Origin of the sequence: Streptomyces sp. MS06 (assembly GCF_047200655.1) — a bacterium.
Taxonomy (GTDB): domain Bacteria; phylum Actinomycetota; class Actinomycetes; order Streptomycetales; family Streptomycetaceae; genus Streptomyces.
In genome coordinates this window covers 1-12,851 of the sequence record NZ_JBJZOJ010000105.1, presented here as the reverse complement: position 1 = coordinate 12,851, position 12,851 = coordinate 1, and the positions used below count along the sequence as shown (strand labels likewise).

Here is a 12,851-nt window from a genome sequence, read left to right as displayed (position 1 = left end):
CGGTCACTGGTCCGCGACGGCTCGACCGTCATCGTTCGCTTCCGTTCTGTGCGGTGCCGGCGTCCTGCCACCGGGGCGGGCCGGCGGGGCGGGTGTCGGTGGGAGCTTCGCGTGCGGGGCGGGTGCGCGGGACCGGGCCGTGCGGCCGTCGGTGGCGGCCTGTGCGGCTCTCGGCGGGCGATGACCACGCGGAGACCTGCGCCAGGGGTGCACGCCGCCCTCCGCCCCGCTTCTACCGCCTGGTACTCGATTCTGTTTTCACGGTACTCAGTACCGTGAAGGGTGGCAAGTGGCCACCGGACGTGCGCGCAGGAGAGGATGAGGCCGCATGAGCAAGGGATCGACGCGGGAGCGGCTCGCGCAGGCGGCGTTCACGCTCTTCGACGAACGCGGCTACGAACAGACGACCGTCGAGGACATCGCGGAGCGCGCCGGTGTGGGGCGTACCACCTTCTTCCGGCACTACCGGTCGAAGGAGGAGGTCATCTTCCCCGACCACGACCGCCTGCTCTCGGCGATCAGCGGCCGGCTCGCCGGATCCACGCATGCCACCGCCCTGGTCGCCGTCTCGGACGCGGTCCGGCTGGTCCTGATGCACTACCTCGACGAGGGCGAGCTGGCGCGCCGCAGGTACGCCCTGACCAGCAAGGTGCCCGCCCTGCGCGAGCGGGAGATCGTCAGTGTGGCCCGGTACCAGCGGCTGTTCCGCGAGTTCATCTCGGACTGGATGGGAGACAACGGGACGTCGACGCCGCTGCGGGCCGAACTCATGGCGGCGAACGTCGTCGCCGCGCACAACCACGTGCTGAGGCGATGGCTGCGGGGGGAGTCGGCGGATCCCGCCGCGGAGGTCGACGACGCGATGCGCGAGGTGCTGGCCCTCTTCCCGGTGCCGCCCGCCGCGCCCTCCGCGTCCCCGGGGGCGGCCGGGGACGGCACCACGGTCGTCGTGCTGCGCAGTGGCACGGACATCGACGCCCTGCTGCCCTCGCTCCGGCGGCTGCTGCGGGACGGGGGCGCCTCCTGACGAGGCACCGGCGGCGCTGCAAGCACGGCCGCGTCCGATCCGGGGGGCCGTGCGGCCGGGCCGGTCAGGGGCCGATCTCCACCGGTGCCGAGACGGTGACCTGGTCGAAGTCGGAGACGCGGACGGTGGCCTTCATGGTCCAGGTCCCGGCGACCGGCAGGGTGAGGGTGTCGCTCCCCCAGTAGCCGCCCTCGTCGACGAGGTGCGCGTCCAGCGGGCCGATGCCACGACCGACCTGCCTGAACGCGAGGCGCAGCTCGGGAACGGTGACGGGGCTGCCGTCGGCGCCGAAGACGACCGCCTCCACCACGTTGCGTCCCGCGCGCCCCGGCTCCAGGGTGACCTGGACCGTGCCGCGCCCGGCGAGCGTGGTGGCGCCCGTGTCGTAGGGGACGCGGGTGAGGTTCACGTCCGGCCGGCCGGGGACCGTGGAGCGGACCGCCGCGGCCTCGGCGGCGGCCCGGCCCGGCTGCGTGCCGGTCAGGAGGGTGGTGAGAACGAGGACCGCCGCCCCGGCGAGCGCCTCGGCGAGCACCGAGCGGCGCAGAGCGCGTCGGCCGGCCGGCGGGCCGGGCGCGCGGTCGGCCCGCGTGTCCTCGGCGCCGCCCGCCGCGCTGCTCCGCTCCGGCATCCGGTCCGGCGTCCGGTCCGGCATCCGCTCCGGCATCGGATCCGGCATCGGATCCGGCATCGGATCCGGCATCGGATCCGCGGGACGCGGCCCCGGACCGGCGCCGGGGGACGCCGCGCCCACTCCTGCGGCGACCGGCACCCGCTCCTCCTCGCGCACCCGCGCCGGGGCGCCGGCCGCGCGCCGGGAATGCCGGGCGAAGGCGAGCATCAGCAGCACCGCCCACGCCTTGAAGGCGAGGATCCTGCCGTAGTCCGTCGCGAACAGCTCCCGCCAGGAGTCCAGGCCGCGCCAGGACTGGTAGACCCCGGTGACCACGAGCACGGCCACCGCGGACGCGGCGAGACGGGAGAAGCGGGTGACGGCGGAGGGCGGGACCGGCTCCCCGGCGGGAGCCCGGCGCAGCACGGTCAGCAGGGCGACCAGTCCGCCCAGCCAGGCGGCCATCGCCACCAGGTGCAGCACGGTGGAGGCCACGGCCACCGGCACCTGTGCGCCGGCCGCCGCGTGGTCGGCCCCTGCCCAGGTCGCGGCCAGGCCGAGGGCGCCCGCCGCGGCCGCGGCCCGATGGCCGCGGGTGAGGTGGGGCGGAGCGGCACGGTGCCGGGTCACGAGCGCCGCGAGCAGCAGCAGGGCCAGCCGGGCCAGCAGTGCGGCCCCGGAACGGCTGCGGACGGTACGGCCCAGCAGCGCGGGGTCGAACGCCTCGGCTGCCGCACCGCCGCTGTCGTACGGGCCCCGCAGCAGCAGGAGCAGCGCGGTGGCCGAGCACAGCACCCACCAGCCGACCAGCAGCGTCCTCCGCAGCAGTCGTGCGGCGGTGGCCGTCGGCCAGCAGACCAGCACGAACACGGCGGCGCCGGTCAGCAGGGCGAGGCCGGCCCAGGCGGCGTAGCGGGCCGCGCCGTTCAGCGCGCCGACCACCGGGTCCACGGCCGGCGCGGAGACGGTGGGCGCCCGGGTCGCCGTCGGCGCGCCGACGGAGAACGTGAACGCGCCCGAGACGGCGTGGCTGTCGGCGGACACCACGCGCCAGGACACGGTGTAGGTGCCCCGGCCCAGGCCGTGGGCGAGGGCGACCCGGGCGGTGTCGGCCCTGCCGTCCGCGTGCTCGGGTTCGCCCGCGGTCGCGGGCCGGTTCTCCGGGTCCAGCACCCGCAGCGAGTTCTCGGCCAGCGAGACCGCCTCGTCGAAGGTCACGGTGATCTGCGCGGGCGCAGCCTTCAGTACGGTGCCGTCGCGGGGATCGCTGCCGGTCAGCACGGCGTGCGCGGCGGCGGGGAAGGCTCCGCCGGCCAGGGACAGGGCGAGGACGAGGGCCGCCGTCAGCAGGGAGGCCGCCGCCCGTGTGCGGTGCGTGGACGGTCGTGCTGCCGGGTGTCGCATCTCCGGTCCCGTTTCCTCGTCGCGGGTGGGCACGGCGGCGGCCGGGCGGCACGGCCCCCGCCGGCACCGTGCCGTCCGCAAACGCCCCACCCCCGGTCCGACCCCGCGCGTACGGCGCGCAGGGCGCCCTCGGGCCCGTTCCCCGGAAGTACGCGGCGCCGGGCGCGGGTGTTCAACGGGCGCGGCGACGGTCCGGTCCGGCGCGGCTTCCCGCGGGTTGGCAGCGCCGCTCACGAAGATGACAACGGTCACCGGTGCAGCCTTTGGAGAAACGCACACCGGTGCGTTTCACTGCACCCGAAGGGCACCCGTCAGCACAGGGAGGTACATGACGTGGGCGAGCACGGGCACGGTACGGGGCACTCGCACGCCGCCGAGGGTCACGCGGGGCACTCGCACGGGGTGCGGGCGGACGCCGACCGCCGCTGGCTGGCCGCCGCGCTCGCGCTGATCACCGTCTTCATGGCGGCCGAGGTCGTCATCGGCGTCGTCGCCCGCTCGCTGGCCCTGCTGTCCGACGCGGCGCACATGCTCACCGACGCGGCGTCCATCGTGCTCGCGCTGGTGGCGATGCGGCTGTCCGCCCGGCCCGCCCGCGGCGGCTACACCTTCGGCCTCAAGCGGGCGGAGATCCTCTCGGCCCAGGCGAACGGGCTGACCCTGCTGCTGCTCGCGGCCTGGCTGGGCTACGAGGCCGTACGCCGCCTGGTCCAGCCGTCGGAGGTCGAGGGCGGCCTGATGCTCGCCACGGCGCTCACCGGCATCGCCGTCAACCTCGCCGCCACCTGGTGCCTGTCCCGGGCCAACCGCTCCTCCCTCAACGTCGAGGGCGCCTATCAGCACATCCTCAACGACCTGTTCGCCTTCGTCGGCACCGCGATCGCCGCGCTCGTCATCGTCCTCACCGGGTTCACCCGCGCCGACCCCCTGGCGACCCTCGTGGTGGTCGTCCTGATGGCGAAGGCCGGGTACGGCCTGCTGCGCGAGTCGGGACGGATCTTCCTGGAAGCCGCTCCCGCCGACGTCGACCCGGACCAGACCGGCGACCGGCTCGTCGCCCACCCGGCCGTCGTCGAGGTGCACGACCTGCACATCTGGCAGATCACCTCCGGTCAGGCGGCGCTGTCCGCACACGTGCTGGTGGCGCCCGGCGGCGACTGCCACGGCGTCCGCCGCGACCTGGAACAGCTCCTCGCCGACGTCTACGGCATCACCCACACGACCCTCCAGGTCGATCACGCGCCCGAGGCCGTCCTGCAGCTCAGCCGGGACGAGCCCGGTGGGGTCGAGCACTGCGGGGACCCGCACGGTCCCGTCCACCGCGACGAACCCCACCCGCACTGACCTCCCGCCCCCCGGTCCCCGGCGCCGGAACGTCACGGCACCCGGGCCCGGGGGCGGAGGTCGGGGGCTGCAACGGGTGGCGCGACGGGGCGGGTCCCGGCTGGCGCGGCGCTAGGGTGATCCGCGTGGCGAGAGTGCGGTTGAGCGTGGCGGAGCGGCGGGAGGAACTGCTGCGGGCCGCGGTGGAGCAGATCGAGGCGCGGGGGGGTGGCGGCGGTACGGATCGCCGACGTGGCTTCGGCGCTCGGCGTGAGCAACGCCCTGGTGCTGTACCACTTCTCCACGAAGGAGCAGTTGGTGGCCGCCGCGTTCGCGCACGCGGCCGAGGCCGATCTGAGGCGGCTTCGGCGGATTCTCGGCCGCCGCACCACCGCGCTGCGCCGGCTGCGGGCGGCCGTGCGCTGGTACGCCCCGACCGGGCAGGCGAAGGGCTGGCGGCTGTGGATCGAGGGCTGGTCGGCGGCGCTGCGCGAGCCCGCGCTGAGGGAGGTGACGTGCGGCCTGGACCTGCGGTGGAAGGCCGCGCTCGCGGAGGTCATCGCTGAGGGAGTGGCGGCGGGTGAGTTCGGCTGCCCGGATCCCCCCGCCGCGGCACTGCGGTTGACCGCACTGCTGGACGGCCTGGCCGTGCAGATGACCGCGTACACCGGGAGCGTGTCCCGGGCCCGCGCGCAGCAGTGGGTGGACGAGGCGCTGGCCCGGGAACTGGGCGTGGATCCGGCGGCGCTGCCGGCAAGCCGGTGACGGCCGCGGGGCGGGCGGACGCGGTGACCCGGTCGACCGCGACCGCCCGCCCCGCGGCACACCGCCGGGTCTCCCCGACCGTCAGGCGACGGAGGCGATCCGCGTCCTGATGTCGTTCGGGGAGAGGACCCCCTTGGCGGTGACGTGGTCGCCCGACGACTCCCCGCGCAGTCGGCGTCCGATCCACGGCACCAGGTACTCGCGCGCCCACTGGACGTCGTCCCGGCGCACGTCGAGGGTGCCGCGCTGGGGCAGCGGGGGCCAGGGCTGCTCCGGGTCGGCGGGGACTTCCAGGCCCAGTGTCTGGCCGGCGCGCAGGGCGACCCGGGTGTGCCCCTCGGGCGAGAGGTGCAGCCGGTCGTGGTCCCAGGCCCGGCGGTCCTGCACGGACCGCAGCGACCACAGGTCGAGCACCGGGCAGCCGTACCGGTCGGCGACGGCCCGCACGTGCCCGTTGTAGGTCGCGATCTTTCCGCGCAGGTGCTTGAGGACCGGCACCCCGCGGGTGTCGAATCCGGTCGTCACCAGCACCCTGCCGGCCGCTTCGGTGAGCCGGGCCACGGCGCGCTCGAACCGCTCGGCCACCTCGTCCGGATCGGTGCCGGGGCGCAGGATGTCGTTGCCGCCCGCGCAGAAGGAAACCAGGTCCGGGGCCAGTTGCACGGCCTGCGGGAGCTGGTCCGCCGCGATCTGGTCGAGCAGCTTCCCGCGTACCGCGAGGTTCGTGTACGTGAAGGTGCCCTCGGGCCGCCGGTCCGCGAGCAGTACGGCGAGCCGGTCGGCCCAGCCGACGAACTGCCCGTCGGGGCCGGGGTCGCCGACGCCTTCGGTGAAGCTGTCCCCCACCGCCACGTACGACCCGATCACTGAACTGTTGTCACTCTTCGAATCGTCTGCCACAAGGGTCCATGATTCACCTTCGGTTGTGACCTACGCGACCGTAGGCAGAGGTTGACGGGCGGTGAGATGGACCACTGTCGGCTCGGTGGGACGACCGAAGGCCGGACCCGGGGATCGGGGTCCGGCCTTCGGTGGCGTGTCAGGCAGGTGGTGGTGCGGGGTGCCGGCGTCAGCCGACGGTGACTCCGTGTGCGCGCAGGTAGGCGACCGGGTCCACGTCGGAGCCGTAGTTCGGGGTGGTCCGGATCTCGAAGTGCAGGTGCGGACCGGTGACGTTGCCGGTGGCGCCGGAGAGGCCTATCTGCTGGCCCGCGCTCACGGTCTGCCCGGCCGACACCGAGAGCTGCGACAGGTGGGCGTACTGGGCGTAGTAGCCGTCGTGCAGCTTGATGACGACCTGGTTGCCGTACGCGCCGCCCCAGCCGGCGGAGACCACGGTGCCTCCGGCCACGGCCTTCAGGGAGGTGCCGGACGGGACGACGAAGTCGACGCCGGTGTGGTAGCCGCTGGCCCACATGCTGCCCGCCACGTGGTAGCCGGTGCCGATGGTGGCGCCGGACACCGGAAGGGTGTAGCCGCTGGAGCTCTGCGCGGCCTTGGCGGAGGCGGTCGTCGTCTTCGCGGTGGACTTCTTCGCCGGCTTGGCCGGCTTAGCGGCGGCGGGGGCGCTCTTGGCGGCGGCCTTCTTGCCGATGGACAGCTTCAGGCCGGGGTGGATGAGCGACGGGTCACTGCCGATCGCCTTGCGGTTGTCCTGGTACAGCTTGTGCCAGCCACCGCTGACGTGCTGCTCGCCGGCGATCTTCGAGAGGTAGTCGCCGGCCTTCACGGTGTAGGTGCGGACGCCGGAGCCGGTGCTCTTCGCCGCGGTCTTGACGGCGGCGGCCGGCACGGACTGGACGGTCTTCTCGGGAGCCGACTGCGGGGTCGCCGCGTGGGCACCGGTGGCGCCGAGGAGCGGCAGGGCGAGCGCGGCGCCGCCGGTTCCGGCGACGGCGATCGAACGGGTCAGGCGCTGGGACCTGGTACGGCGGTGCTTACCCTTCGCGGGCATGGCGAATTCCTCTCCGGCGCCTGCGAGGTGAGCTGTCGGGTGCGGGCTGGAGATGCCCGGCCGCGACACTGTCGCGGCTTGACCCCTAGCCGTTCCGGGAACCGGAACAGGCGGTCTTGCCTGTGGGTCCCCCGCTCCTGCCGTGCACGGGTGGGTGGGTGCGAAGTCCGGGGCGGCGGCAGGATTCGGCGTCCGCCCGGATCGGAGTGGAACGTAAGCGAGCGGGCGCGCCGAAACAAGCAGACGGCGGCACGGGCCCGCGATTCCCCGGATCCGCGGCGGGAGTTTCCTGTCACCCTGCGTACATCCGCCACCCGGCGTTTCCCTCAATGCCCCAGGGAACGCAACCCCATTACGTGCTCATGACGGGCGACGGACGGTCACGACTATGACGCTCCTCACCAACCCACCCCCATAGTCCGCTATTACACGACGAGTTGTACCCAAAAGTGCAATTCGGTCAGACGGCACAGATGCGTAGCAGTCGGGGCACATTTCGAAGAAGCCGCAGCAGACCCGACTTACCCCGCCTCGTCCATTACCTCCCCATAAGACCGTATTTCCCGTCGTCAGGTCGCGGGCGGCGGAGCGCCGTCGGCCGACGCCGCGGCAGGCGGTTCGCCCGTCGGGGAACGGTGTCCGGCGCCTGCTCCCGGCGTGCGGACCGGCGGTCCGCCGGGCTCCCGCGGGCAATCCGTTGCCCCGGGAATCCATGTCGTATCGTCGACAGCGTCCCGTCGGCCATCCGCCGCGCGCCGGCGGGCCGGACTGGGAGGAGCCCTCGTGACGCAGCAGGTGCCGTCGACCGAACCCGAGCTGGCCGCCGTGCGCAACTTCCGCGACGTGGGCGGACTGCCCACGACCGACGGACGCAGGGTGCGGTACGGCGTGCTGTTCCGCAGCGGACACCTCGCCCACGCGACCGCGGAGGACGCCGCCTTCCTGTCCTCGTTGGACCTCCACACGATCTTCGACTTCCGCAATGCGGCGGACCAGAGGCTGGAGGGCCCGGACGTCGACCTGCCGGGCGTGCGGAACGTCAACCTGCCGCTGAGCGACCCGGCCGACGGAGCCGAGTTCTGGAAGCTGGTCCGGGACGGCGACACCGACCAGCTGCGCACGATCCTCGCCGACGGCAAGGCCGCGAACCGGATGATCGACTCCTACCGCACGATCATCCGGGAGCGCACCGCCGAGCACTCCAGGGTCCTGCACGCACTGGCCGAGGACAGCGTCCCCGCGCTGATGCACTGCGCGGCGGGCAAGGACCGTGCGGGGCTCTCGATAGCCGTCACACTCCTCGCGGTCGACGTGGAGCGCGACGCGATCCGCACCGACTACCTCGAGTCCAACGCCAAGCACCGCCGCTACAGGGTGCACCGCGGCAACGGGTCCGGCGACGCCTACTCCGCCGAGGTGATGGAGCTGCTCAGCCCGCTGTTCGACGCGCGCGCGGAGTACCTGACGGCGGCGATGGAGACCATCGAGGAGACGTGGGGCGGAGTGGAGGCCTACCTCTCGCGGGGGCTGGGCCTCACCGCCGAGACCCGCGAGCGGCTGCGGCACCGGCTGCTGGAGTGACGGGGACCGGCGGGGCCGCTACTGCCCGGCGCCCACCTCGAACAGCAGCCAGATGAACGCGGCCAGGACGTGCCCCACCGCGATGTAGACGATCAGCCGGATCCACAGGCTGCGGGGGAACTTCTCCTCACGCTCGCTCATGGCGTCTCTCCAGGGGTGGGGCCGAGGCACAGCGCGGCCGTCGGGCTCTGCAGCAGGGTGTGGACGAACAGCAGCTCCACCCCGTGCGCCTCCTGCGCGGCGAGGCGGTGCGGGGTCAGCGAGTCGAAGTGCGCGCTGTCGCCGGGCGCCAGCCGGTGCGTGGCGTCGCCCAGCTGCAGCACGAGCCGCCCGGTGAGGACGTACAGCCACTCCTCGCCGGGGTGCACACGCACGATGTCGCCCTGGGCGCCGTGGGCGACGTGGACGCGCAGGGCCTGCATGCCGCGGCCCTGGGCGCCGGCCTGCCGGTAGGTCCAGCCGCCGGCCGTCGTCGGCTCCATGCCGGCGTGGCGGACGACGGCGTCGCGGTCGGCGACCGTCTCGCCGAGCAGCTCCGAGACGGTCGTACCGTAGACGCGGGCCAGCGCGAGCAGCATCGGCAGGGAGGGTTGGCGCTGCCCGGTCTCCAGCCGGGAGAGGTGGGCGGGCGAAAGGCCCGCGGCGCGGGCTGCGGCCTCCAGGGTGAGACCGGCCCGTCGCCGCAGGGCACGAAGCTGCGGCGCCACCGCGGTCAGGGCTTCGGGGGAGTTCATGCCTCCATTCAGCCGGAACCCTTACCCATCAGGCAAATTTTTTGCCTGAGAGGCAACACACCCGCGGTGGCCAGCGTCAACGCCCCGAGACCGCCTGTTTGGCGAGGGTCTTCCCGAAGTCCCAGACGAGGCCTCCGCCGTTGTGCGCGTCGTCCATCACGGCCCTGAACGCAACCACGAACCGGTCCACATCCGCCTCGTCGATCACCAGCGGCGGGATCAGCTTGATCACCTCCAGGTGGTCGCCCGAGACCTGTGTGAGGATCCGGTGCCGCTGCAGCAACGGCACCACCACCATCTGCGCGAACAACCCCTTGCGCGCCGCCTGCAGCATCGCCCACCGGCTCCGCAGCCGCAGCGACCGCGGCCGCCCGAACTCCACGCCGATCATCAGACCCCGACCGCGCACGTCCGCCAGCAGCTCGTACTCCTCCACCAGCTCCGCCAGCCGGGACCTCAGCAGCTCGCCCATCGCCCGCGCCCGCGCGACGATCCCCTCGTTCTCCATCACCGAGAGCACCGCCAGCCCCGCCGCCATGGCCTGCGCATTCGATCCGAAGCTCGCCGAGTGCACCAGCACCCGGTCCATCGACGAGAACACCTTCCCGAAGATCCACTCCCGCCCCAGCGTCGCCCCCACCGGCACGTACCCGCCGGACAGGGCCTTGGCCACGCACACCAGGTCCGGCTCCACACCCTCCTCGTGCTGGTAGGCGTAGAAGTCCCCGGTCCGGCCCAGTCCCGTCTGCACCTCGTCCGCGATCAGCAGCGCCTTGTGTTTGTGCAGCAGCTCCTGCGCGCCGCGCAGGTATCCGGGCGGAGTGGCGTGCACGCCCTTGCCCTGGATCGGCTCCACGATCAGCGCCGCCACATCGCCCCGCTTCAGCTCGCGGGCCAGTGCGTCCAGGTCGCCCAGCGGGACGACCGTGTCCGGCAGCAGCGGCGCGAACCCGTCGCGGAACGACGCCTCCCCGTTCACGCTCAACGAGCCCGCGGTCAGCCCGTGGAAGGCGTGCGCGCAGTACAGCACGCGAGACCGGCCGGTGGCGCAGCGGGCGAACTTCAGCGCCGTCTCCACCGCCTCCGTGCCGCTGTTGGAGAAGAACGCCCGCTCCAGATGCGGACTGCGCTCCAGCAGCTTCTCCGCCAGCAGTCCCGGCAGCGGCGGGCAGTCGAACCGGGTGAGGTCCGCCAGCCCCAGGTCCAGCACCTCGTGCAGGGCCCGCCGCACCACCGGATGGTGCCGGCCCAGGCCCATCACGCCGAACCCGGCCAGCATGTCCAGGTAGTCGTTGCCCTCGGCGTCGAAGAAGTGCGCGCCCTCGGCCCGCTCGTAGTAGCGGTCGAAGCCGATCGTGTGCAGCATCCGCGGCAACTGCGGGTTCACGTACCTGGCGTGCAGCTCGTACCGCTCCGCGCCCCGCTCGGCCAGCAGGGCGCCGAGGTCGAACTCGGTGGTCATACGGTGTTCTCCTTGGCTGGGCCGTCCGCGCCCTTGACGGCCAGGCTCGCGCTGATCCGTCCGGCGACCTCGACGGGGGTGAGGCCGATGTCCGCCAGCACCTCGCCGCGCTTGGCGTGTGCGAGGAACTGCTCCGGGATCCCGAACCTCCTCACGGGTACGTCCACTTCGGCGTCGCCGAGGGCGAGCGCCACCGCCGAGCCGACTCCGGCCGCGCGGCTGTTGTCCTCGACGACGGCCACCAGTTCGTGCTCGGCGGCGAGGCCGGGCAGGGCGGCGTCGACGGGTTTCACCCAGCGGGGGTCGACGACGGTGCAGCCGATCCCGCGGGACGCGAGGAGTTCGGCGGCCTGCAGGCACACCGGCGCCATGACGCCGACGGCGACCATCAGCACCTGGGGCCGGTCCCCCCGGTGCAGCACGTCCATACCGCCGGCGCGGTCGACCGCGGGCACGGACGGCCCCACCGACTCCTTGGGGAACCGCAGCACCGTGGGCGCGTCGTCGACCGCTACCGCTTCCCTGAGCTGGAGGCGGAGCTGGTCGGCGTCGCGGGGCGCGGCGATCCTGAGCCCGGGTACGACCTGGAGGACGGACATGTCCCACATTCCGTTGTGGGAGGGGCCGTCGGCGCCGGTCACGCCGGCCCGGTCCAGTACGAACGTCACTCCGCAGCGGTGCAGCGCCACGTCCATCAGCAGTTGGTCGAAGGCGCGGTTGAGGAAGGTGGCGTAGACGGCCACGACGGGGTGGAGTCCCCCGGTGGCCAGGCCGGCCGCCGAGACCGCGGCGTGCTGCTCGGCGATGCCCACGTCCCAGACCCGGTCGGGGAACCGGGCGGCGAACTTGCCGAGCCCCACCGGGTTCAGCATCGCCGCCGTGATCGCGACGACGTCGTCGCGCTCCTCGCCGATCCGGACCATCTCGTCGCCGAACACCGACGTCCAGGAGGGCGCGCCGGCGGGGGTGAGCGGCGCGCAGGTGAGGGGGTCCATCACGCCCACCGTGTGGAAGTGGTCCTCCTCGTGGGCGAGGGCGGGCTCGTACCCGCGGCCCTTCTCCGTGAGGCAGTGGACCAGCACCGGCCCGTGGAAGCGCTTGGCGCGGCGCAGCGCGGACTCGACGGCCCTGATGTCGTGGCCGTCGATCGGGCCGAGGTACTTCAGGCCGAGGTCCTCGAACATGCCCTGCGGTGCGAAGGCGTCCTTGAATCCCTTCTTCGCACCGTGCAGGGACTCGTAGACGGTGTTGCCGACGACGGGTGTGCGCAGCAGGACGTCCTTGCCCCAGGCGAGGACCTTCTCGTAGCCGTCGGTGGTGCGCAGCGTCGCCAGGTGGTTGGCGAGGCCTCCGATGGTGGGCGCGTAGGAGCGTTCGTTGTCGTTGACGACGATGATCAGCGGTCGGTCCTTCGCGGCCGCGATGTTGTTCAGCGCCTCCCAGGCCATGCCGCCGGTGAGGGCCCCGTCCCCGATCACCGCGACGACGTGCCCGTTCCCGCCCTGCACCTGACGGGCCTTGGCGAGTCCGTCGGCCCAGCCCAGGGCGGTGGAGGCGTGGCTGTTCTCGACGATGTCGTGCTCGGACTCCTCACGTGCGGGGTAGCCGGAGAGCCCGCCCTTTCCGCGCAGTTTGGAGAAGTCCTGGCGTCCCGTCAGCAGCTTGTGCACGTAGCACTGGTGGCCGGTGTCCCAGACGATGCGGTCGGTGGGCGACTCGAAGACCCGGTGAAGGGCGACGGTCAGTTCCACCACCCCGAGGTTGGGCCCGAGGTGCCCGCCGGTGCGGGCGACGGCTTGCACCAGGAACTCCCGTATCTCTGAGGACAGTTCGTGCAGCTCTGCTTCGGAAAGCGCCTTCAGGTCACGTGGTCCCCGGATGTTCTCCAGCATGGTCACGCTCGGGCCCCCTCTCGGTCCGTGCCGTTGTTCAACTCACCGTCACTGCCGGTGTCCCCGCGGCGGGGACCGAACCCTCCCGCTCCATCC

The 12,851-nt window shown here is 73.1% G+C and carries 10 protein-coding genes, 1 pseudogene and 1 riboswitch; of the genes and pseudogenes, 4 read left to right on the top strand and 7 right to left on the bottom strand.

Annotated features, from left to right (window positions below):
- Positions 1–328 precede the first annotated feature (328 nt).
- Positions 329–1,027 carry a TetR/AcrR family transcriptional regulator gene (locus tag ACL02U_RS32105; protein ID WP_412794529.1) on the top strand — a complete coding sequence of 233 codons (699 nt, stop codon included), beginning with the start codon at positions 329–331 and terminating at the stop codon, positions 1,025–1,027.
- Positions 1,028–1,091: 64 nt separating this feature from the next.
- Here the strand turns inward: ACL02U_RS32105 and ACL02U_RS32100 are convergent, their stop codons facing one another.
- On the bottom strand, positions 1,092–3,044 hold the full coding sequence (locus ACL02U_RS32100; protein WP_412794528.1) for a copper resistance CopC/CopD family protein: 1,953 nt from the start codon (positions 3,042–3,044) through the stop codon (positions 1,092–1,094).
- A 333-nt stretch (positions 3,045–3,377) separates the two neighbouring features.
- Between ACL02U_RS32100 and ACL02U_RS32095 the strand changes: the two genes are divergently transcribed.
- Together ACL02U_RS32095 and ACL02U_RS32090 are read left to right on the top strand one after the other, a co-directional pair.
- The gene (locus ACL02U_RS32095; RefSeq protein WP_412794527.1) at positions 3,378–4,388 is read left to right on the top strand and encodes a cation diffusion facilitator family transporter; all 1,011 of its coding nucleotides are present in this window, start codon (positions 3,378–3,380) and stop codon (positions 4,386–4,388) included.
- A 146-nt stretch (positions 4,389–4,534) separates the two neighbouring features.
- Positions 4,535–5,132: pseudogene (locus ACL02U_RS32090) on the top strand (TetR/AcrR family transcriptional regulator).
- Positions 5,133–5,213: 81 nt separating this feature from the next.
- On the opposite strand, the gene ACL02U_RS32085 reads toward ACL02U_RS32090, so the two are convergent.
- Both ACL02U_RS32085 and ACL02U_RS32080 read right to left on the bottom strand, forming a co-directional pair.
- Entirely contained in the window at positions 5,214–5,999 is a 786-nt protein-coding gene (locus ACL02U_RS32085; RefSeq protein ID WP_412794530.1) for an SGNH/GDSL hydrolase family protein, read from the bottom strand.
- Positions 6,000–6,201: 202 nt separating this feature from the next.
- On the bottom strand, positions 6,202–7,086 hold the full coding sequence (locus ACL02U_RS32080; RefSeq protein ID WP_412794526.1) for a peptidoglycan DD-metalloendopeptidase family protein: 885 nt from the start codon (positions 7,084–7,086) through the stop codon (positions 6,202–6,204).
- A gap of 4 nt (positions 7,087–7,090) precedes the next feature.
- A riboswitch (cyclic di-AMP (ydaO/yuaA leader) is annotated at positions 7,091–7,253 on the bottom strand.
- Between the two features lie 616 nt (positions 7,254–7,869).
- Here ACL02U_RS32080 and ACL02U_RS32075 point away from each other — a divergent pair.
- Positions 7,870–8,667, top strand: coding sequence for a tyrosine-protein phosphatase (locus ACL02U_RS32075; protein ID WP_412794525.1), 798 nt, complete (start codon positions 7,870–7,872; stop codon positions 8,665–8,667).
- An 18-nt stretch (positions 8,668–8,685) separates the two neighbouring features.
- On the opposite strand, the gene ACL02U_RS32070 is transcribed toward ACL02U_RS32075, so the two are convergent.
- From ACL02U_RS32070 to dxs, 4 genes are all read right to left on the bottom strand, one after another.
- Positions 8,686–8,808: a DUF6126 family protein gene (locus ACL02U_RS32070; protein ID WP_412794524.1), complete on the bottom strand. Its 123-nt coding sequence runs from the start codon at positions 8,806–8,808 to the stop codon at positions 8,686–8,688.
- Complete coding sequence (locus ACL02U_RS32065; protein ID WP_412794523.1) at positions 8,805–9,401, bottom strand: helix-turn-helix domain-containing protein; 597 nt, start codon at positions 9,399–9,401, stop codon at positions 8,805–8,807. The genes ACL02U_RS32070 and ACL02U_RS32065 overlap by 4 nt, the downstream gene beginning before the upstream one ends.
- Before the next feature lie 76 nt (positions 9,402–9,477).
- Positions 9,478–10,863, bottom strand: coding sequence for an aspartate aminotransferase family protein (locus ACL02U_RS32060; RefSeq protein ID WP_412794522.1), 1,386 nt, complete (start codon positions 10,861–10,863; stop codon positions 9,478–9,480).
- A complete protein-coding gene (gene dxs, locus ACL02U_RS32055; protein ID WP_412794521.1) occupies positions 10,860–12,761 on the bottom strand; it encodes a 1-deoxy-D-xylulose-5-phosphate synthase in 1,902 nt (633 codons plus the stop codon). The genes ACL02U_RS32060 and dxs overlap by 4 nt, the downstream gene beginning before the upstream one ends.
- Positions 12,762–12,851: the final 90 nt, after the last annotated feature.

Bases quoted from the DNA above. Each gene is read 5' to 3' on its own strand.
- ACL02U_RS32105 (WP_412794529.1), top strand. From the start codon at position 329: ATGAGCAAGGGATCGACGCGGGAGCGGCTCGCGCAGGCGGCGTTCACG.
- ACL02U_RS32100 (WP_412794528.1), bottom strand. From the start codon at position 3,044: ATGCGACACCCGGCAGCACGACCGTCCACGCACCGCACACGGGCGGCG.
- ACL02U_RS32080 (WP_412794526.1), bottom strand. From the start codon at position 7,086: ATGCCCGCGAAGGGTAAGCACCGCCGTACCAGGTCCCAGCGCCTGACC.
- ACL02U_RS32070 (WP_412794524.1), bottom strand. From the start codon at position 8,808: ATGAGCGAGCGTGAGGAGAAGTTCCCCCGCAGCCTGTGGATCCGGCTG.
- ACL02U_RS32065 (WP_412794523.1), bottom strand. From the start codon at position 9,401: ATGAACTCCCCCGAAGCCCTGACCGCGGTGGCGCCGCAGCTTCGTGCC.
- ACL02U_RS32060 (WP_412794522.1), bottom strand. From the start codon at position 10,863: ATGACCACCGAGTTCGACCTCGGCGCCCTGCTGGCCGAGCGGGGCGCG.